General features: G+C 71.6%; 19 protein-coding genes and 1 pseudogene. 12 read left to right on the top strand and 8 right to left on the bottom strand.

The genetic code is table 11. The features are described from left to right. Positions 1 to 165 precede the first annotated feature (165 nt). From OG946_RS17660 to rplI, 3 genes are all read left to right on the top strand, one after another. Positions 166 to 777 carry a single-stranded DNA-binding protein gene (locus tag OG946_RS17660; RefSeq protein WP_326797041.1) on the top strand — a complete coding sequence of 204 codons (612 nt, stop codon included), beginning with the start codon at positions 166 to 168 and terminating at the stop codon, positions 775 to 777. Positions 778 to 850: 73 nt separating this feature from the next. Then, positions 851 to 1,087 (top strand): 30S ribosomal protein S18, encoded by a 237-nt coding sequence (gene rpsR / locus OG946_RS17655; protein ID WP_018838794.1) that lies wholly within the window; start codon positions 851 to 853, stop codon positions 1,085 to 1,087. 19 nt (positions 1,088 to 1,106) lie between these two features. After that, complete coding sequence (gene rplI, locus OG946_RS17650; RefSeq protein WP_027741613.1) at positions 1,107 to 1,553, top strand: 50S ribosomal protein L9; 447 nt, start codon at positions 1,107 to 1,109, stop codon at positions 1,551 to 1,553. 189 nt (positions 1,554 to 1,742) lie between these two features. Here rplI and OG946_RS17645 read toward each other — a convergent pair whose 3' ends face one another. After that, positions 1,743 to 3,116: an MATE family efflux transporter gene (locus tag OG946_RS17645; RefSeq protein WP_326797040.1), complete on the bottom strand. Its 1,374-nt coding sequence runs from the start codon at positions 3,114 to 3,116 to the stop codon at positions 1,743 to 1,745. A gap of 505 nt (positions 3,117 to 3,621) precedes the next feature. Here OG946_RS17645 and dnaB point away from each other — a divergent pair. Then, the gene (dnaB, locus tag OG946_RS17640) at positions 3,622 to 6,246 is read left to right on the top strand and encodes a replicative DNA helicase (protein WP_326800291.1); all 2,625 of its coding nucleotides are present in this window, start codon (positions 3,622 to 3,624) and stop codon (positions 6,244 to 6,246) included. A 125-nt stretch (positions 6,247 to 6,371) separates the two neighbouring features. On the opposite strand, the gene OG946_RS17635 is transcribed toward dnaB, so the two are convergent. Next, positions 6,372 to 6,935, bottom strand: coding sequence for a dihydrofolate reductase family protein (locus tag OG946_RS17635; RefSeq protein WP_326797039.1), 564 nt, complete (start codon positions 6,933 to 6,935; stop codon positions 6,372 to 6,374). 327 nt (positions 6,936 to 7,262) lie between these two features. Here OG946_RS17635 and OG946_RS17630 point away from each other — a divergent pair, with 327 nt between their 5' ends. The 3 genes from OG946_RS17630 (at position 7,263) to OG946_RS17620 (ending at position 8,989) form a co-directional block, all read left to right on the top strand. Further along, a complete protein-coding gene (locus tag OG946_RS17630; protein ID WP_326797038.1) occupies positions 7,263 to 7,607 on the top strand; it encodes a hypothetical protein in 345 nt (114 codons plus the stop codon). Positions 7,608 to 8,218: 611 nt separating this feature from the next. Continuing rightward, positions 8,219 to 8,632 carry an NADAR family protein gene (locus tag OG946_RS17625; RefSeq protein WP_326797037.1) on the top strand — a complete coding sequence of 138 codons (414 nt, stop codon included), beginning with the start codon at positions 8,219 to 8,221 and terminating at the stop codon, positions 8,630 to 8,632. A gap of 54 nt (positions 8,633 to 8,686) precedes the next feature. Beyond that, positions 8,687 to 8,989 (top strand): hypothetical protein, encoded by a 303-nt coding sequence (locus OG946_RS17620; protein WP_326800290.1) that lies wholly within the window; start codon positions 8,687 to 8,689, stop codon positions 8,987 to 8,989. Between the two features lie 46 nt (positions 8,990 to 9,035). Here the strand turns inward: OG946_RS17620 and OG946_RS17615 are convergent. Then, positions 9,036 to 9,164 (bottom strand): annotated as a pseudogene (locus tag OG946_RS17615) (peptide deformylase); the annotation flags it as partial. A gap of 15 nt (positions 9,165 to 9,179) precedes the next feature. Here OG946_RS17615 and OG946_RS17610 point away from each other — a divergent pair. After that, a complete protein-coding gene (locus OG946_RS17610; RefSeq protein WP_442814628.1) occupies positions 9,180 to 9,674 on the top strand; it encodes a winged helix-turn-helix domain-containing protein in 495 nt (164 codons plus the stop codon). A gap of 25 nt (positions 9,675 to 9,699) precedes the next feature. On the opposite strand, the gene OG946_RS17605 is transcribed toward OG946_RS17610, so the two are convergent. Genes OG946_RS17605 through OG946_RS17585 form a run of 5 tightly spaced genes read right to left on the bottom strand, consistent with a single transcriptional unit; the run spans position 9,700 to position 14,041 of the window. Further along, the gene (locus OG946_RS17605; protein WP_326797036.1) at positions 9,700 to 10,359 is read right to left on the bottom strand and encodes a hypothetical protein; all 660 of its coding nucleotides are present in this window, start codon (positions 10,357 to 10,359) and stop codon (positions 9,700 to 9,702) included. A 40-nt stretch (positions 10,360 to 10,399) separates the two neighbouring features. Next, entirely contained in the window at positions 10,400 to 11,119 is a 720-nt protein-coding gene (locus OG946_RS17600; protein ID WP_326800288.1) for an ABC transporter permease, read from the bottom strand. A gap of 21 nt (positions 11,120 to 11,140) precedes the next feature. Then, positions 11,141 to 12,052, bottom strand: coding sequence for an ABC transporter ATP-binding protein (locus OG946_RS17595; RefSeq protein ID WP_326797035.1), 912 nt, complete (start codon positions 12,050 to 12,052; stop codon positions 11,141 to 11,143). Beyond that, entirely contained in the window at positions 12,049 to 13,023 is a 975-nt protein-coding gene (locus OG946_RS17590; protein ID WP_326797034.1) for an ABC transporter permease, read from the bottom strand. The genes OG946_RS17595 and OG946_RS17590 overlap by 4 nt, the downstream gene beginning before the upstream one ends. Next, positions 13,013 to 14,041 (bottom strand): ABC transporter ATP-binding protein, encoded by a 1,029-nt coding sequence (locus tag OG946_RS17585; RefSeq protein WP_326797033.1) that lies wholly within the window; start codon positions 14,039 to 14,041, stop codon positions 13,013 to 13,015. The genes OG946_RS17590 and OG946_RS17585 overlap by 11 nt, the downstream gene beginning before the upstream one ends. 322 nt (positions 14,042 to 14,363) lie before the next feature. Between OG946_RS17585 and OG946_RS17580 the strand changes: the two genes are divergently transcribed. From OG946_RS17580 to OG946_RS17565, 4 genes are all read left to right on the top strand, one after another. Beyond that, the gene (locus tag OG946_RS17580; protein WP_326797032.1) at positions 14,364 to 16,133 is read left to right on the top strand and encodes an SDR family oxidoreductase; all 1,770 of its coding nucleotides are present in this window, start codon (positions 14,364 to 14,366) and stop codon (positions 16,131 to 16,133) included. 239 nt (positions 16,134 to 16,372) lie between these two features. Beyond that, a complete protein-coding gene (locus tag OG946_RS17575; protein WP_326797031.1) occupies positions 16,373 to 17,320 on the top strand; it encodes a MerR family transcriptional regulator in 948 nt (315 codons plus the stop codon). Positions 17,321 to 17,538: 218 nt separating this feature from the next. Next, positions 17,539 to 18,567 carry a hypothetical protein gene (locus OG946_RS17570; RefSeq protein ID WP_326797030.1) on the top strand — a complete coding sequence of 343 codons (1,029 nt, stop codon included), beginning with the start codon at positions 17,539 to 17,541 and terminating at the stop codon, positions 18,565 to 18,567. Positions 18,568 to 18,626: 59 nt separating this feature from the next. Further along, positions 18,627 to 19,688, top strand: coding sequence for a CobW family GTP-binding protein (locus tag OG946_RS17565; RefSeq protein ID WP_326797029.1), 1,062 nt, complete (start codon positions 18,627 to 18,629; stop codon positions 19,686 to 19,688). Positions 19,689 to 19,784 lie beyond the last annotated feature (96 nt).

Below are 19,784 nucleotides of genomic sequence, written 5' to 3'. Positions count from 1 at the left end.
ACCGACGAGCAGACCGCGTACGGCCCGTCCGGCGACGGACGGACCGCGCACGAGTAACCGAACCGACTGAACCGACAGCGCTGGCTGTACTCACCGCACAGACAGCACTGACCGCACTGACAAGCCAGACCGCACCACCCGGCAGCAACCGCGAGAGGTCAAGACATGGCAGGCGAGACCGTCATCACCGTCGTCGGAAACCTGACCGATGACCCCGAGCTGCGCTTCACGCCCTCCGGCGCGGCCGTCGCGAACTTCACGATCGCGTCGACCCCCCGGACGTTCGACCGGCAGACCAACGAGTGGAAGGACGGCGACCCGCTGTTCCTCCGCGCGTCGATCTGGCGCCAGGCGGCGGAGAACGTCGCCGAGTCGCTGACGCGCGGCACGCGCGTGGTTGCCCAGGGCCGGCTCCGCCAGCGTTCGTACGAGACCCAGCAGGGCGAGAAGCGGACCGTGGTGGAGCTGGAGGTCGACGAGATCGGCCCCGCGCTCCGGTACGCCACCGCCAAGGTCACCAAGACCACCGGCAGGGGCGGCCAGGGCGGCGGCTTCGGCGGTGGCGGCGGCCAGCAGGGCGGCCAGGGCGGCGGCTGGGGCGGAAACCCCGGCGGCGGCCAGGGCGGCCAGGGTGGCGGCGGCCCGCAGGGCGACCCGTGGGCGACGTCCGGCGGCGGTGGCGGTCAGCAGGGCGGTCAGGGCGGCGGCTGGGGTGGGAACTCCGGCGGCGGCCAGGGCGGCCAGGGCGGCGGTTACTCGGACGAGCCCCCGTTCTGATCCCGGGCTTCCCGGGGCGTGACGAGCGTGCTCGTACACCACACTTCTTGATCACACTGGAGTAAGAGACATCATGGCGAAGCCGCCTCCGCGCAAGCCGAAGAAGAAGGTTTGCGTCTTCTGCAAGGAGAAGATCTCCTACGTCGACTACAAGGACACGAACCTGCTGCGGAAGTTCATCTCCGACCGCGGCAAGATCCGTGCCCGCCGGGTCACCGGCAACTGCACCCAGCACCAGCGTGACGTCGCCACGGCCGTGAAGAACAGCCGGGAGATGGCGCTGCTGCCCTACACCTCGACCGCGCGCTGACTGGGAGGGTGAGACAAGCATGAAGATCATCCTCAAGGGCGAGGTCTCCGGCCTCGGTGCCGCGGGCGATGTCGTCGAGGTCAAGGACGGGTACGCCCGCAACTACCTGATCCCCAACGGGCTGGCGATCCGCTGGACCCGCGGCGGGGAGAAGGACGTGGCGCAGATCCGCCGCGGCCGCAAGCTGCGCGAGATCGCCTCGGTCGAGCAGGCCAACGCCGTCAAGTCGGAGCTGGAGGGCGTGCAGGTGCGCCTGTCCACGCGCGCCGGCGCCAGCGGCCGGCTCTTCGGCGCCGTCACCCCGGCCGACATCGCCACGGCGATCAAGCAGGCCGGCGGCCCGGACGTCGACAAGCGGCGCATCGAGCTGTCCGCGCCGATCAAGAGCCTCGGCGCCCACCAGGTGTCCGTACGGCTGCACCCCGAGGTCGACGCGAAGGTCGGCGTCGAGGTCGTGGCCGGCTGACGCCGTTCGGCGACGGGTAGGACGAAGGACGGGCCGCGCCCTTGCGGGGGCGCGGCCCGTTCGCGTGCGTGCGTTTTCAGGGAAACGGCTCTGGACCCGGGGTGCTCAGCGGGACGGCGGCCCTCCGCGGGCCGGGGTTTCGGCCCGTACGGCGGCTGCGCCCGGCCCGTGCCCGTACCCACACCGCGGCTACGCCCGGACGGCGCCTGTGACCAGCCACCGCCCGGACCGCGCACGCAGCCACAGCGTCACCAGCCGCGTCAGCATCATCAGCCCCATCGACCACCACACCGCCGTCAGCCCCCCGCCCAGCGTCGGCACCGCCAGCGCCACCGGCGCGAAGACGGCCAGCGTCAGCAGCATCGCCCAGGCCAGATACGGCCCGTCGCCCGCGCCCATGAGCACGCCGTCGAGCACGAACACCACCCCCGCCAGCGGCTGCGTCACCGCGACGACCAGCAGCGCAGGCAACAGCACGTCGTGCACCCCCGCGTCGTCCGTGAAGAGCGGCAGGATCAGCGGCCGGGCGGCCACCACCAGCGCGCCCAGCACCGCGCCGGTCGCCACGCCCCACTGCACCATCCGCCGGCACGCCTCCCGTGCCCCGTCCACGTCCCCCGCGCCCAGATAGCGGCCGATGATCGCCTGCCCGGCGATCGCTATCGCGTCCAGTGCGAACGCCAGCAGCGACCAGATGCTCAGCACCACCTGGTGCGCGGCGACCGACTCGTCCCCGAGCCCCGCCGCCACCGCGGTCGCGATGAGGCCGATGGCGCGCAGCGAGAGGGTACGGATCAGCAGCGGTACCCCGGCCCGGGCGGAGGCGCGTATGCCGGCCGGCTGCGGGCGCAGCGCGGCGCCGTGCTTGCGGGCGCCCCGTACGACGACGACCAGGTAGACCGCGGCCATCCCCCACTGCGCGAGCACGGTGCCCCAGGCGGAGCCGGCGATGCCGAGGCCGGCGCCGTAGACGAGGGCGACGTTGAGCACGGCGTTGGCGGTGAAGCCGCCGATGGCGACGTACAGCGGGGTGCGGGTGTCCTGCAAGCCGCGCAGGACGCCGGTGGCGGCGAAGACGATGAGCATGGCGGGGATGCCGAAGGCGCTGATGCGCAGATACGTCACCGCGTACGGAGCGGCGGTGTCGGAGGCGCCGAAGAGCCCGACGAGCCCGGGCGCGGTGGGGACGGTGACCGCGACGAGCACCGCGCCGAGCAGCGCGGCGAGCCAGATGCCGTCGACGCCCTGCTGGATCGCGGAGCGCAGATCGCCGGCGCCGACGCGGCGGGCGACGGCGGCGGTGGTGGCGTAGGCGAGGAAGACGAAGACGCTCACGGCGGTGGTGAGGAGCGCGGCGGCGACGCCGAGCCCGGCGAGGTGCGGGGTGCCGAGGTGGCCGACGATGGCGCTGTCGGCGAGCACGAAGAGCGGCTCGGCGACGAGGGCGCCGAAGGCGGGGACGGCGAGGGCGACGATCTCGCGGTCGTGCCGCCGCCGGGTACGGCGTCGCTGCTCGCCGGGCGTGCCCTGGTCGGCGGCGGTGGGCGCGGGGACGTCCTGCATGCAGCAAATCTAATAGTCCACAGGTAACAGACGCAACAGGCTGCGGGCACTTACAAGATGACGTGTACGGGGTGATCGCGCGCGGCGTACGCCGCGACCTCGGCCCGGCGGGGAAAGTTTTTCTCCTCCACCGGGGGTGGACGAAGAATCAGCAGGTCAAACGGGTGATCGCGGAGCGATAGTGTGCTTGTCCACAGCACTGTCCCCCGGCTCGTACACAGCTTTCCCCAAGTAATCCACAGGTTGGGCGACGCTTTCCACACCCCCTGTGGATAGCGCAATTGGCGACAGCCCGCCGCGGACCTACCGTTGACCCTCCCCCCTGCCGGCAGCGGCGCCGCCGCCCCGCGGTCCGGGGGCCCGGCCGACGCGCCGGAAGCGGAACGCCGCGGGCGATTTGTCAGCGGCGTGCCGTAAGAAAGAGGGGCGCCCTGAGAGGTCCGCCGCGAGGCGGGTGGGAGGAGGTGGGGCAGCCGTGTCAGAGCACAGGGATTACGTGGACACCATGCCCGGGGACGTCCGTCCACTGCGCCGCGAGGCCGACCAGCACAGCCGGCCGGACCAGCCGGCGCCCGAAGACCCCTGGGGCCCCGGCGCCCCCGCCGCCTTCGAGCGCGTACCCCCGCAGGATCTGGACGCCGAGCAGTCAGTCCTCGGCGGCATGCTGCTGTCCAAGGACGCCATCGCCGACGTCGTCGAGGTCCTCAAGGGCCACGACTTCTACCGCCCGGCCCACGAGACGGTCTACACCGCGATCCTCGACCTCTACGCCCGCGGCGAGCCCGCCGACCCCATCACCGTCTCCGCCGAGCTCACCAAGCGCGGCGAGCTCGCCCGCGTGGGCGGCGCCTCCTACCTCCACACCCTCGTCCAGTCCGTCCCCACGGCCGCCAACGCGGAGTACTACGCGGAGATCGTCCACCAGCGCGCCATCCTGCGCCGCCTGGTCGAGGCCGGCACGCGGATCACGCAGATGGGATACGCGGCCGACGGCGAGGTCGACGACATCGTCAACTCCGCCCAGGCCGAGATCTACGCCGTCACCGAACAGCGCACCGCGGAGGACTACCTTCCCCTCGGCGAGATCATGGAGGGCGCCCTCGACGAGATCGAGGCCATCGGCTCCCGCAGCGGCCAGATGTCCGGCGTTCCCACAGGCTTCACCGACCTCGACTCCCTCACCAACGGCCTCCACCCCGGCCAGATGATCGTCGTAGCCGCCCGCCCCGCCATGGGCAAGGCCCTGGCCCTCGACACCCCGCTGCCCACGCCCACGGGGTGGACGACAATGGGGGAGGTTCGAGTCGGCGACTACCTGCTTGACGCGAAGGGCAGGCCCACACGCGTCGTTGCCGCTACCGACGTGATGAGAGGGCGTCCGTGCTACGAGGTCGAGTTCTCGGATGGCGCGAAGATCGTGGCAGACGCCGACCATCAATGGCTTACCTGGGATCGGAGCACCCGCAAGGCGTACGACCACGCCGCCCCGGGGGCCGCCGCGTACCCGGACGACTGGCCTTCGTGGTCTCGCCGCCCGTCGTCCGCGCGACCTTATGCCGCTGGTGAGCGTGATCAGATGCGTGCCTGGCGTAGTGCCGGTCTTACATCCGCGCAGATCGGCGCCAGACTCGGCAGGACCGCGACGGCGGTGCAACAGCAGTGGAATCGCCCCGAACCTGAGAGCAGGGTGCTGAGGCCGCGTACCACAGCGGAGATTGCCGGCACGCTTCGCGTGCACGGCATGCACAACCACGCCATTCCAGCCGCGCAACCTTTGGCTTGCCCTGAAGCCGAACTGCCCGTGGACCCGTATGTGCTCGGCTATCTTCTCGGAGACGGCGACACGACTGGGAACGGACGAGTGGCTTGCGATCCACAAGATCGCGAGTGGCTGATGAGGGAGTTCCGCGCGGCTGGGCATGAGGCCATTCCTTATGGCAGTGCAGGCCACTTCGGTGTGCGCGGGCTGACAGAAACGTGGCGCTCGCTGAACCTGTCAGCGGGCAAGCACATCCCTCCAGCCTATCTGCGGGCCTCATTCGAGCAGCGTCTGGCGCTGGTGCAAGGGCTGGTGGACTCGGATGGTTACGTCGACGGGCACGGTGCCTATCGATTCACGAACACGAACCGCGTGCTTATCGACGGCTTCCGCGAACTCGTCGTCACCTTGGGTTGCGTCCCGCAGATCCACGGGCGCACCGGTCGGACCCGGGCGGGAAGGTCCTGCGCAGACTCGTGGGATGTCATCGTCCCGACCAGTCTCCCGCTGGCCCGGATGCCGCGTAAGGCGCGTTCTGCCCGGCGGCAATGGAAACGAGAGCAGGTCACTCGGTACATCAAGGCAGTCACACCTCTGGACAGCGTCCCGGTCCGCTGCGTACAGGTCGAGAATCCCGACCACCTGTATCTGGCCTCGCGGTCGATGGTGCCGACGCACAACAGCACCCTCGCCCTGGACTTCGCCCGCGCCTGTTCGATCAAGAACAATCTGCCCAGCGTCATCTTCTCGCTGGAGATGGGCCGCAACGAGATCGCGATGCGGCTGCTCTCCGCGGAGGCCCGCGTGGCGCTCCACCACATGCGCTCCGGCAGCATGACCGACGACGACTGGACCCGCCTGGCCCGCCGGATGCCGGAGGTGACGGGCGCCCCGCTCTACATCGACGACTCCCCGAACCTGTCGATGATGGAGATCCGCGCCAAGTGCCGCCGGCTGAAGCAGCGCAACGACCTGCAGATGATCGTCATCGACTACCTCCAACTGATGCAGACGGGCGGCTCCCGCCGCCCGGAGAGCCGCCAGCAGGAGGTCTCGGAGATGTCCCGGAACCTCAAGCTCCTGGCCAAGGAGCTGGAGGTCCCGGTGATCGCCCTGTCCCAGCTCAACCGCGGCCCTGAACAGCGCACCGACAAGAAGCCGATGGTTTCCGACCTTCGTGAATCGGGATCGATCGAGCAAGATGCAGACATGGTCATCTTGTTGCACCGCGAGGATGCGTACGAAAAAGAGTCGCCGCGCGCCGGCGAGGCGGACCTGATCGTCGCGAAGCACCGCAACGGCCCGACGGCGACGATCACGGTGGCGTTCCAGGGCCACTACTCCCGCTTCGTGGACATGGCCCAGACCTGACCCGCGGAGCTGTACCGCCTCAAATTTCGTGTCGGAATCTCACGCTTGGTGTCGGATGGGAGTCGGATCCGACACTGAGCTGGGACGGAGCATCCCGGCCAAGCCGTGAGTCAGCGGGAAGCTGCTCAGCGCCTCGTCTCGTACCTGGTCAGGACCACGCCGCCGGGAAACGTCCGCGTCTCCACCAGGTTGAGGTTCACCCAGTCGTCCAGCGCGGTGAAGAACGGCGTGCCGCCGCCTACCAGGACCGGATGGGCGGCGATCACGTACTCGTCGATCAGCCCGGCGCGCATGGCCGCCCCGGCGAGCGTCGCGCCGCCGATGTCCATCGGGCCGCCGTCCTCGGCCTTGAGCCGGGTGATCTCAGCGACCGCGTCGCCGGTGACCAGGCGGGTGTTCCAGTCGACCTTGTCGATCGTCGAGGAGAACACCACCTTCGACATGTCCCGCCAGCGGCGCGCGAACTCGATCTCCGCCGGGGTGGCGCTGGGCTGCTGGTCGCCGGTCGGCCAGTAGGAGCTCATCGTCTGCCACAGCTTGCGCCCGTACAGCGTCAGGTCGGTCGCCTGCAACTGGTCGGACCAGAACTGGAACAGCTCGTCGCTCGGCGCGCTCCAGCCGATGTCGTCGCCGGGCGCGGCGATGTAGCCGTCCAGGGTGAGGTTCATGCCATAGATGAGTTTCCGCATGGTGCCAGCCTTCCGTGAGTCGATCTCACGCGTACAGACCGGCGCGGCGCGGGAAACTCATCGGTGCGCGATCTGAGCTCACATGTAGTCCTCGTGCTCGGTGGTCAGCCGCAGACTCATCGTTCCGCCGAGGAAATCGCCCGGGCAAGTGGCTGTCGGACTGGTTGCCGATGCTGAAGGATCAGCGCCGTGGAAACAGTGGTCCAGTGGATCCGCACGTCTTGGACCAAACGATCCCGCGGCGAGCCGGGAGCCTCCCGCCGGAACGCGACCCCGACGGCCTTTCCCCTACCGCTTCTTACGCCGCCCTACATCCATGAAGTCCTCATGCACGAAGCCGAGGACTTCCAGCCGAGGTTCGTCACGCATGAGGGCCTGCCCGACTCCACCGCGGACACCGGCGTGCTGCTGCGTGAACACGAGGGGCTCCTGCGGGTTGAGCTGGTCGTTACACCATTCGGCATGCCCCGCAGGTGGCGTCGGCCGCCAGCAGTCCGGCTCGCCCGGGGCGAATGGCTCCGCTGGCAGGTCAACTACCGCTTCGCAGGCACCCACGGCGATGAATGGACCTACCGCCTCGACACCCTCAACATCGCTTACGGTCCGACGGCGACCGATCTGTTCCTGAGCACCCCAACGCACTCCGTCGATGAACTCGCCACGCTGCGATGATCGCGGCCACCGTGGACTCGTGACTTCATCGGCAGCATCGAGATCCCCGCACCTTCGAGGAGCTTCTCGACGCCATCGAGACCGTCTGCGGGTGGTTCCAGACGAAGGGCGCAGCAACTGCCGGACCGGTGACGTGATCACCCGAGTTGCGGGGCCTCTCCGGCTGCGAACTGCGCGCCGATGTTGTTCCACGTGAAACCGTCCCGCCAGCCCCTGCTGCCGGCAGCCCAGCCGAGCATCGCCGTCAGGACGCCCCACTAGTTGCGGTACCTCTCCGGCAGGTGCACCCACTGGGTAGCGGTCTGGAACTTGTAGGCGATCGCGTCGATCACCTGCCGGTGATTCCGCCAGCGGCCACCCCCGCTTCGGTGTCCGGTCCGGGAGCAACGGCTCGATGCGGGTCCGGCGTAGCGTGGGCGGATGACTTGGCGGACCCCTACGTACCGGATCGTCGACGGAGAGAAGATCGACGCGGGGACCAGGGCGTCCGGCGGCAGGAGGAGCGACGGGCCGTCCTCTATGCCGACGATCCTGCGGAACGCGGTCGGCCGGTTCTCGTCTCGTACGAAACCGTCTATCCCCGGGGGTGGCCCGAGGAACCCGGTCTGTTCATGCTGCGCAACGACTTCCCGGCGCAGATCACCTACGCCGGTGAGACCTACGCGTCCGTACTCCATGGTTACTGGTCCCTGTCGGCGGCCGATGCCTCCGCCCGAAGCGGCATCCGGGACGCGCCGTCCGGCCGGGAGGCGCAGGAGCTCGGTGGTCAGGCGGCGCGCCGGAAGGACTGGCCGGAAGCGCGGCTTGCGGTCATGGCCGGGCTCCTTCGGGCCAAGTTCACGCAGCACCCCCGGCTCGCCGAGGTCCTTCTCTCCTCGGGCGACGCGAGGATCAGCTACACCGGCATCTCGGAGTCGCCCTTCTGGCGGGACGTCCCCGACAGTCGTGGGCGAAACTGGGTGGGCCGGCTGCTTGAGCTGATCCGGGCCGAACTCGTCGCCCGGCAAACCGTCGGTCTTGCCTGACGGCCGGGACAGGAGGAGCCGGTGGCAGAGGGCAGACGGCAAGTCTTCCAGTGGATGCGCTGCTACTGGGATGAAGAGGACATCTGGTTCTACTTCGAGTTCAGGGCCGATGGCATCGTGACGCGACAGGTCGAGCTTCAGGGCCCGATGCGCGTCCCGATTGCGGCAGCGTCCCTCGACGAACGGCAGCAAGCGCGGGATGCGGGCCGCCTTGCCGACTACGAGAAGAAGTACGGCCTCACCGCCGAACCACCCGTCTCGGAGTGGGAAGGCCACGATCCCGAGCCGCTGACCGCCGAAGAGTTCGAGACGGTCTGGGCCACTGCCCGCCGCCGGATCGCAGAGGGGAGCCTCTGACCGTGCCGATGGCTCACGGACGCGGCGCACGGGAGGTCGGCGACTTGGCGGCGAGGCCGGCGCCTTCGGCCACGTACATGGTCAGGAACATGTCGTCGATCAGCGCCGACAGCTCCGGGGTCCCGAACTCCCGCACCACCCGACCGCCGCCACCGGCGCGGAACTGCGCGTACACCCGGTCCGTACCGCCCTGTTGGACCTCCTCGCCGAAGTCGGCACCGTCACCGCGACCGAGGCCGCCGCCCGGCTCGGCCACAGCTCCGGCCTCTGCTCCTTCCACCTGCGGCAGCTCGCCCGCCACGGATACGTCGAGGAGGTCCCCACCCGCGGCGGCCGCGCGCGCCCCTGGCGCCTGACGCGGCGCGCGCCCGCTGCCGCCAGCCCCGCCGAGGAGCAGTTCGGCGATCTGGCCCGCGGGTTGGAGGACGAGAGCTGGCAGCGGTGGCTGGCGCGGCGGGACGAGGCTCCGGCGACGTGGCGGCGGGACGAAGCCTTCAGCGCCGTCGCCTATCTGACGCCCGAGGAGATGAGCCGGGTCGGGGACGCGATCCGCCGGGCGCTCCTTCCGTACCAGGACCGCGAGCAACGCCCCCTGGCGCGGCCCGGCGACGCCCGGCCCGTGGCCCTCGTCACCCGGCTGTTCCCCCTGCTGCCCGACCCGCAGGACGGCCCGGACCAGGACTGAGCCGCCGCAAGCCGCCGTAACGCAGTCAGCTCAGCCCGGCGCGGCGGAGCACGAGCCCGTAGTGCTCGGGGTCCGCCAGGATGAGGCTCCTGGCCCGGTCGTGGTCCGCCCGGAGGGTATCCGGCCAGGCGGCGGGATCCAGCGGGATCCACAGCGCGAGGTCCAGCCGCACCGCGGGTTCTTCGCAGGTCAGAAAGGCGGTCAGGACGGCCTCCCGGTAGGCCGCGCGCACGTCGGCGAGCGCGTCGAGGGCGGCCTGGCTCTCCGGGGTCGGCGTTCCGCTTCGTACGCCGTCCGCGGACGCGTAGCGCAGCGGGGGCCCGGAGAAGTACCAGGCCATGGTCGCCCCCGTCTTCTCGGCGGGCGTACCGGTGCGGACGTAGGAGACGATCCGCTCCTGCGTCCAGCGGTGCCCGGGGGCCTTGACCAGGGGGCGTACGAGCTGGTTGATCCCGCTGCGGCAGTGGTCGAGAACCGCGGCCTGGAGGAGCGGGGCCGCGTGCCGGCGCGTGCGGTCGGGGTCGGCCTCGGCGGCCCGGCCGATCTCCCAGCGCTTGACCTCGCACCGGCGGTACGCGTCCTCCCCCGCCTCGTCCGGAACGGCCCAGGCGGGGCTGAAGAGTTCCAGCAGCCCGTCCAGGTGCGGTTCGAACGCGGCGGTACGGGCCGGAGGATCCGGAATCATCTCGAACGTCTTAGGCATCGCCCGCCCCCCGCCCTGGAATCTACTCCTCGCCCGCCAGTGTCAGCGACCGCAGGCGCTGGGCAGCGAACCACGTCGCGCCCGCCGTGACCACGATCAGCAGGACCGTCGCCACCGGCAGCGCCACGTCGGAGACCACGTGGCCGCCCTGGCCGGTCTTCTCGCCCACCGCCAGCGCCCACTGCTGGATGCTGAGCGTCTTCACGCCGTCGACGAGGCTGCCGAGCAGGGCCTCCCACACCAGCGCGTAGACGAGTCCGAAGACCACCGCGTGCCGCGAGATCGTGCCGAGCATCAGGAAGAAGGCGGCGTAGGCGACGGAGGCGACCGCGGCGGCCAGGGCGTACGCGACCGCCAGGCGGCTGCCGTTGCCGCCGAGGATGAACCCGGCGACCAGCGTGGGCAGCGCGGAGAACGCGACGGTCACGCTGACCGCGACGATCAGCTTGGTGAGGATGATCGTCGGGCGCGGCACGGGCTTCGCGAGCAGATAGACGATCGAACTGTCGTCGATCTCCGGGCCGATGGCGCCCGTGCCGGCGATGACGCCGATGAGCGGCACCATGGTCGCCAGCGCGAAGCCGCCGAGGAGGTCGGCGGTGACCTCGTCGTCGGCGCCGACGAGGGCGCGTACGACGATGGCGATGACGATGAGCAGCACGGGCAGCAGGAGCAGGATGAGCGCCCGGCGGCGGCCGAGGATGGCCCGCTGGGTGAGCCGGGCGACGGTGGGGTGGTACAGCATCGCGTTCTTCGCTCCTTCTCAGGCCGCGACCAGGTACGAGAAGACGGATTCGAGGGACTCGTCGGACGGCGAGACCTCGTAGAGGCGGATGCCGTGGTCCCTGGCGAAGCGCGGCAGCAGCTCGGTGAAGCGGGCGAAGTCGACGGCCTGGATTTGCAGGACGCCGTCGCGCCGGTCGAGTTCGAGCCCGGCGGTGGACGGGTCGGCGATGAGCGCGGAGGCGAGCGCGCGGTCGTCGCTGGAGCGTACGGCGTAGTGGTGCGGGCGGTCGGTCATCAGCCGGCGGATCTTGCGGAAGTCGCCGGAGGCTGCGTGCCGGCCGGCGACGATCACCTCGATGTGTGCGGCGAGTTGCTCGACCTCCTCCAGGATGTGCGAGGAGAACAGCACGGTGCGGCCGGCGGCGCCCATCTGCCGTAGCAGGTCCATGAGGTGCATGCGCTGGCGCGGGTCCATGCCGTTGAACGGCTCGTCGAGGAGCAGCACGTCGGGCTCGTGGACGAGGGCGGAGGCCATCTTGACGCGCTGGCGCATGCCTTTGCTGTACGTGCTGATGCGGCGGTTCTGCGCGTACTCCATCTCGACCGTGGCCAGCGCCTTGCGCGCGGCTTCGGCGCCGAGGCCGTGCAACTCGGCGTTGGCGAGGACGAACTCGCGGCCGGTGAGGAAGTCGTACATCGCCTCGCGCTCGGGGACAAGCCCGATCTGCTTGTAGACCCGCTCGTTGCGCCAGATGCGCACACCGTCGAGGGTGACCGCGCCGGTGGAGGGGGAGAGGAAGCCGGCCATCATGTTGATGAGGGTCGACTTGCCGGCGCCGTTGGGGCCGAGGAGGCCCGTGACGCCCGGGCCGATGGCCATGGTCACGTCGTTGACGGCGACGACGTTGCCGAACCAGCGGGAGACGCTGTCGATCCGGATGGTGGTCACAGCCCGGCCTTTCGGTAGCGGCGCAGCAGGAAGAGGAAGCAGCCGGCGGCGAGCGCGAGCGCGACCAGCAGCGCGGCGCTTCCGGCCGCGGTGGACGGGTCGACGGGCTCGGGGGAGGCGGTGGCGGGGGTCGCGCCGAGGAACGTCGACTGGATGTTGTCGATGATGCCGATGGGCGAGAAGAGCGCGAACCAGCCGATGGCGCCGAGGTTGTCCTGCTCCCACGCGATGCCCTGCAGCGCGCTGACCGCGCCGAACGGCACGGTGAACGCGGCGATGACGGCGGCGACGCCGAAGCCGCGGCGCGGGGTGAGGGCGGCGATGGCCAGGCCGATGCCGGCGAAGAGCACCGACAGCAGGGCGACCGAGAGGAGCGCCTGGGCGAAGCCCTTGGTCTGGTCGGTGAAGTCGAGCTTCGCCAGCAGCGCGCCGACGTAGAGGATCAGCAGGGGGGTGGCGGTGAGGATGAAGAGCGCGCCGGCCATCGCCGCGTACTTGGCGGAGACGTAGTCGAGGCGCTCGACGGGGCGGGAGAAGTAGAGCGGGACGGTACGGAACCGCAGGTCGCGGGAGACGGACACGGGGGCCTGGGCGGCGATGAAGAGGAAGATGACGGGCTGGAGGTAGATCGCGTAGTCGGTGTACTCCAGCGGCAGCTCGTCCATGCTCGTGCCGATGGCGACGGCGACGAGGATGAGCGCGACCAGGCACATGATGCCGAAGAGGAGCGCGGGCGGGACCTTGGACTTGGCGGAGCGGCCGAGGCCGTACGCGGCGCGCAGGGACTGGGTGAACAGGGAGCGGCGGGCGTAGCCGCGGCCGAGGCGGGGGCCGTCGTAGTGGCGGTAGCCGATGTCGTGGATGACGTCGGTGGCGGCGGGGGTGCTCGTGCTCGTGCCGGGGGCCTGGGCGGTGGCGCCGGGCTTGCCGGTGGCGCCGGAGTTGCCGGTGGCGGGCGCGTCAGTGGGCATGAGGGCTTCCTGCGGGGTCGGTCGCGGACGTGCTCGCGGGGGTGCGGGGGTTCGTGTCTGCGCTCGCGTTCACGCTCGTGCTCGTCGGGAGGGTGTCGTCGTCGCGGAAGATCTCCGCGATGCGGTGCCGGCGCTGCTCCATGCGCACCAGCCCGAGGCCGAGCCCGGCCACCGCGTCCCGTACGACGTCGTACGTGCCGTCGTCCTCGGCCTCGACGTACAGCAGCCGGCCGTCCGCGGTGATCCCCAGGCCCGCGCCGGCGAGCGCCTTGCGCAGGGTGGCGGTGCCGTCGGGGTGGGCGTCGGTGTCGGTCACCTCGACCGCGAGGGTGGCGGTGGTCTGCGTGAAGTCGCTGGTGGAGCTGGAGCGCAGCAGCCGCCCGCCGTCGATGACGACGACGTGGTCGCAGGTGCGCTCCAGCTCGCCGAGGAGGTGCGAGGTGACGAGGACGGAGATGCCGAAGTCGGCGTGTACGCGGCGGATGAGGCCGAGCATGTCGTCGCGGCCGACGGGGTCGAGGCCGTTGGTCGGCTCGTCGAGGAAGACGAGCTGCGGGTCGTGCACGAGGGCCTGGGCGAGCTTGACGCGCTGCTTCATGCCGGTGGAGTAGCCGCCGATGGGGCGGTAGCGCTCCTCGTACAGCCCGACGTGGCGCAGGGTGTCGGCGGTGCGCTCGCGGGCCGCGGTGGCCGGGAGGCCGGACATGCGCGCCATGTGGACGACGAACTCCGTGGCGGAGACGTCGGGCGGCAGGCAGTCGTGCTCCGGCATGTAGCCGACGCGCTCGCGGATGGTGGCGGCGGTGTCGCTGCCGGCGGCCACGTCGAGGCCGAGCACGGTGGCGGAGCCCTCGGAGGCGGGCGAGAGCCCGAGCAGGATCTTGATCAGCGTGGACTTGCCGGCGCCGTTGGCGCCGACCAGGCCCGTGACCCCGGGGCCGATGTCGAGGGTGAGGCCGTCGAGCGCGGTGACCCGGGGAAACCGTTTGCTCAGGTTCTCGGTGGCGATGACTGTCACGTTGCACGACGGTAGTGGCGCGGGGGCGCGGGGTCGTCAGACCTGGCGATGGTTGCCGGATACGACCGGGGAGGGACGGACCCGTAGGGGGAAGGGGGCGGGAACCCTGAGGTTACCGACGGTATCCACAAGGCGACTGCGGGCATTGACGGAGCCATGGGGCGATGTCACAGTCATTGATGTCAGCTTTTGGGGCGGGTCGGGCTTCGGGCGAAGTCGGGCCGGGCGGGGTGGATTTGGGGCGGGACCGGGCGCCGGACCCGGCGCCGGGCGGCGGGCAGGGTGAAGTGCAGGGGCGGGCGCAGGAGAAGGGGTGGGTGGCATGAGCGAGTGGGGCGGCGTGGCCGTGCGGGAGCGATGGGTCAGGGCCGCCGGGGTCGAGCTGTGCGTGGCGGAGCTGGGGGACGCCGGGCAGCCGACGGTCGTGCTGCTGCACGGCTATCCGGACAGCAAGGAGGTGTGGTCCGCGGTAGCGTCCCGGCTCGCCGAGCGTTTCCACGTCGTGCTGTACGACGTCCGCGGCCACGGCCGCTCCACCGCGCCGAAGCCGCTGAAGGGCGGCTTCACGCTGGAGAAGCTCACGGACGACTTCCTCGCCGTGCTCGACGCCGTCAGCCCGGACCGCCCGGTGCACCTCGTGGGGCACGACTGGGGCTCGGTGCAGGGCTGGGAGTTCACCACGGTGGAGCGCACGGAAGGCCGTATCGCGTCGTTCACCTCCCTCTCCGGACCGTCCCTCGACCACTTCGGGCACTGGATCAACGGCCGGCTGCGCCGCCCCACCCCGCGGCGGGCCGGTCAACTGCTCGGCCAGACCGCCAAGTCCTGGTACGTGTACCTGCTGCACACCCCCGTCCTGCCCGAGATGGCCTGGCGCGGTCCGCTCGGCGCGCGCTGGCCGGCGATCCTGCGGCGGCTGGAGAAGGTGCCCGGCGACGGCTATCCGACGGCCTCCCTGGGCGACGACGCGGCGCACGGCGCCTGGCTCTACCGGGACAACGTCCGCGCCCGGCTGCGCCACCCCCGCGCCGACGCCTACGCGCACGCGCCGGTGCAGCTCATCACCCCCGCCGGCGACGCCTTCCTCTCGCCCAGCCTCTACGACGATCTGGACCGCTGGGTGCCGCAGTTGCTGCGGCGCACCATCGACGCCCGGCACTGGGTCCCGCGCACCCGGCCCGACCAGCTCGCCGCGTGGATCGGCGAGTTCGTCCTCGCCCACGAGGACGGCACGCCGGCGGCGGAGATCGTCCCGGCCGGGCCGTACGCGGACCGGTTCGGCGGCCGGCTGGTGCTGATCACCGGCGCGGGCAGCGGCATCGGCCGGGCCACCGCGTTCGCCTTCGCGGAGGCCGGCGCGCGGATCGTGGCGGCGGACATCGACGCCGAGGGGGCGGCCACGACCGCCGAGTTGTGCCGGATGATCGGCGCGGCGGAGGCGTGGCCCGAGGTCGTGGACGTCGCGGACGAGGAGGCGATGGAGAAGTTCGCCGAGCGGGTCGCCGCTTCGTACGGGGTGGTGGACGTGCTGGTGAACAACGCGGGGATCGGTCTCTCCGGCCCGTTCCTCGACACCTCGACGGCGGACTGGCGCCGGGTGCTGGACGTCAACCTGTGGGGCGTCATCCACGGCTGCCGGCTCTTCGGCAGGCAGATGGCCGAGCGCGGCCAGGGCGGGCACATCGTCAACACCGCCTCGGCCGCCGCCTATGCGCCGTCGCGGACCCTGCCCGCGTACGCCACGTCGAAGGCCGCGGTGCTGATGCTCTCGGAGTGCCTGCGCGCGGAGCTGTCGGGGCAGGGGATCGGCGTCTCGGCCGTCTGCCCGGGCTTCGTGCACACCAACATCACGGCCACCACGCGGTTCGCGGGTGTCTCCGAGGAGGAGGAGCAGCGCCGGAGGAAGAGCGCGCACCGCTGGTACGGGAAACGGAACTACCCCGCGGAGAAGGTCGCGGACGCGGTACTGCGGGCGGTCGCGCGCAACCAGGCGGTGGTGCCGGTCACGCCGGAGGCGCGGGGCTCGCGGCTGCTGTCGCGGTTCGCGCCGCGGGCGCTGCGGGCGATAGCCCGGGTGGAGCCGAAGATCTAGCGCGGGCCGGCGCGTCCGTCGTCCACCCACCATCCGACCACATCCATCTGCCTTCCAGGAGCCGCATCATGAGCACCGAAGCACGTCCCCCGCCCGCGGAGCACGGCGCGAGCACGCCGCACCAGGTCTCGTTCGGCCGGCTGGAGCCTCCGGTATTCGCGCCGGCCGTACCATCCCTCCCAAGAAGGCTTGCCGCGGCGGCAAGCGGGCCGGGGGACGGGCCGAGGGGCAGGCGAGCGGTGCTGGAGGAGCAGACGGCCGGTGAGTACCGGATCGAGGGGCTGGCGCACGCGAGCGGCACGACCGTACGCACCATCCGCGCGTACGCCGACCGCGGGCTGCTGCCCCGGCCGGAGCGGCGCGGGCGTACCAACGTCTACGGCGAGGAACACCTCGCCCGGCTGCGGCAGATAGCCGGCCTCCTCGACCGCGGCTACACCCTGGCGTCCATCAAGGAACTGCTGGAGGCGTGGGACGAGGGCCGGGGGCTCGGCGGTGTGCTGGGCCTGGTCGCCGAGGTGCAGGGGCCGTGGACCGACGAGGAGTCCGGGCAGTTGAGCCGGGCGGAGCTGGCGGATCTGTTCGGCGGGGCGGCGGACGAGTCCGCGGTCGCGGAGGCCGTCGAGCTGGGCGTGCTGGAGCGGGTGCCGGGCGAGCCGGAGATGTTCCTCGTGCCCAGCCCGCAGCAGCTCACGGTCGCCGCGGAACTGCACGCGGCGGGCGTCCCTTTCTCCGCCATCACCGGGCAACTGCGCGAGCTGCGGCTGCGGGTGGAGGAGATAGCGGCGGGCCTGCTGGACTTCACCGCCGAGCACGTCTTCCAGCGCTACCTCGACCATCCCCCGTCGGATGCGGAGGCGACCGAGGCCGCCGGGCTCGTCCGCCGGCTGCGGCCGCTGGCGCAGCAGACGATGGACGCGGAGCTGGCCCGCGCGATGCGCACCCTGGCCACGCGCCAGCTCCACGAGCACCTCGCAGGACCGCCCCAGCCCCAGGCAGCCGCTCCGGTGACGGTCCCGGTGAGCCTGCCGGCGGCCACGGTGGCGGCGGTCCGCGATCTGGTGGGCCCGGCGGCGACGGCGGAGTTCGTCACCTCGGCGACGGAACGGGAGCTCCACAAGCGCCGCATGGACGCCCTGGCGGGGGGCGCGGGCGGGGAGGACGGCGCGGCCGGAGGCGGGGGTTGACCCCTGGTTACTGGCGGGTCACTCTGGGTCAGCCGTACAAGGGGAGGAGAACACCCATGCGCAGACGCAGCTTTGTCACAGGGTTAACCGCTACGACCGCCGCCACCGGGCTCGGCCTCACCGCCGCCGGTCACGGCCACGCCACCGCAACTACCGCCCCCGCAACCACCGATGGCCGGTCCGGTCGCGGTGTCGGGCCCCGGACTGCCTGGCGGGAGATGTCCGTGCCGGCCGGGGCGCCCGCCGTCCTGCTCAGCGCCGTTGCCGCCGCCGGGCCCGATCTCGCGTGGGCCGTGGGTGAGGAGGCCCGTAGCGGCTCGACGTCCGGCCGGCCCGTCGCCCGTACCTGGGACGGCGCCGCCTGGCAGGCCACCGATGTCTCGCACCTCGCCTTCGCCGGCAGCATCCGCAACGTCGCCGCCGCCCCCGCGGGCGCCGCGGGGGCAATCGCGGCCTGGGCCGTGGCGTACGACCGGGCCGGTGCCGATCACCTCCTCGCCTGGGACGGTGCCACCTGGCGCGAGCACGACTTCCCCGGACGCGGCGAGTCCGGTGCGGAGTTGTGGTCCGTCGCCGTCGCCCCCGACGGCACCGTCCGGGTCTCCGGCACCCGGGACGGCGCCTCCCGCGTGCTGCGTTCCGACGACGCGGCCGGCACCCGCTGGAGCTGGTCGCCGCCGCTGCCCACCGACGACGGTTCCGTCCCCAGCCTGTGGAACGTCCACGTCGACCGCGCCGGTGCCACCTGGGTCTCCGGTGACGTCGTCGTCGCCCGGTACGACGACCGCTCCTGGCTCGTCCTGCCCCGGCTCGCCGGGCTGCGCCTGTCCGTCACCGACCTGCTCCCCGTCGCCCCCGACGACATCTGGCTCACCGGCCACGACTACGGCGTCGGCGGCCCGCCCGGCAAGCCGCCGGGCGTCGTCCTGCGCCACTACGACGGCACGGCGTGGAGCGATGTCGCCGCCCCCTTCACCGTCGGCTCCCTCGGTGCCATCGCGCCCGACGCGGCCGGCCGCCCCGCCGTGATCGCCGGCTGGGACTTCTGGGACGGCACCAGCGCCCACTACCTCCGCTGGGACGGAGCCGCCTGGACCAGCGAACGCGGGCCCGTGGCCGCCCAGGGCACGACCCCCGTGATGTCCGCCCTCGCGCCCATACCCGGCACGGCCGGCTTCTGGTCGGCGGGTACCACGGCGCAGTCGCCGTTCCCGCCCGCCCAGGCGCGTATCGAGCGCTACGGCTGACGGTCCCGCCCTCTACGCTGGACGCCGGCAGAGAGCGGACGGCGCCGGGAGGGTGGCTGGTGGGCAGCGGACGGATCCCCGTGGTCGTCCTCGCGGGGTTTCTCGGCTCCGGCAAGACCACCCTCCTCAACGGGCTGCTGCTGGGCGGCGGCGGCACCCGGATCGGCGCCGTCGTCAACGACTTCGGCAGCATCGAGATCGACGCCATGGCCGTCGCCGGCCAGGTCGACTCGATGGTCTCCCTCGGCAACGGCTGCCTGTGCTGCGCCGTCGACACTTCCGAACTCGACGCCTTTCTCGACCGGCTCGTCGGCACCGGCAGGATCGACGTCATCGTGGTCGAGGCCAGCGGCCTCGCCGAGCCGCAGGAACTCGTGCGCATGGTGCTGGCCAGCGAGAACGACAGCATCGTGTACGGAGGGCTGGTCGAGGTCGTGGACGGCGCCGAGTTCGCCGCGACCCGTGAGCGGCACCCCGAGATCGACCGCCACCTCGCCGTCGCCGACCTCGTCGTGCTCAACAAGACCGACCGGATCGACGACGCGGAACGCCGCCGCCTCCACGAGGCGATCGGGGAACTGGCCCCCGGCACCCCCGTGGTGGCGACGGCGTACGGGCGCGTGGACCCCGAGCTGTTCTTCGACCCGGGGGGCGACGACGCCCCCGGCGCCGCGGCGCCCCGCCACCGCCAGCTCTCCTTCGCCGACCTGGCGGCCGAGGAGTGCACCGGCGACGACCACGGCGCGCACCTCCACGCGGCGTACGAGAGCGTCGAGTTCGCCACCGACCAGCCCGTCAGCCCGCGCCGCCTGCTGGACTTCCTCGACACCCGCCCCGCCGGCCTCTACCGCGTCAAGGGCTTCGTCCACTTCGGCATCCCCGGCCACCCGCAGAAGTACGGGCTGCACGCCGTCGGCCGGTTCCTGCGCTTCCGCCCCGCCCCCTGGGGCCGGGGCGAGGAACGCGTCACGCGGCTGGTGCTGATCGGCGCGGGGATCGACGCCGACGCCGTACGCAAGGAACTCGACGCCTGCCGCGGCCACGCGCCGCAGGACGGCGGCGAGGACGCGATGTGGGGAGTGCTGCGTTACGTGGACGGAGACGAGGATCCGGCGGCATAGCGACCGGACGGCGTAGCGGCCGGGCCGCGTAGGAACCGGGCGCCGCAGCGACCGGTGGTGTGGCCCATCGCCCGGGTTCAACTGCCCGTCGCGGGA

Origin of the sequence: Streptomyces sp. NBC_01808 (assembly GCF_035917395.1) — a bacterium.
Lineage (GTDB): Bacteria > Actinomycetota > Actinomycetes > Streptomycetales > Streptomycetaceae > Streptomyces.
The sequence above is the reverse complement of the archived record's forward strand: the minus strand, read 5'-3'. Positions and strand labels throughout refer to the sequence as shown.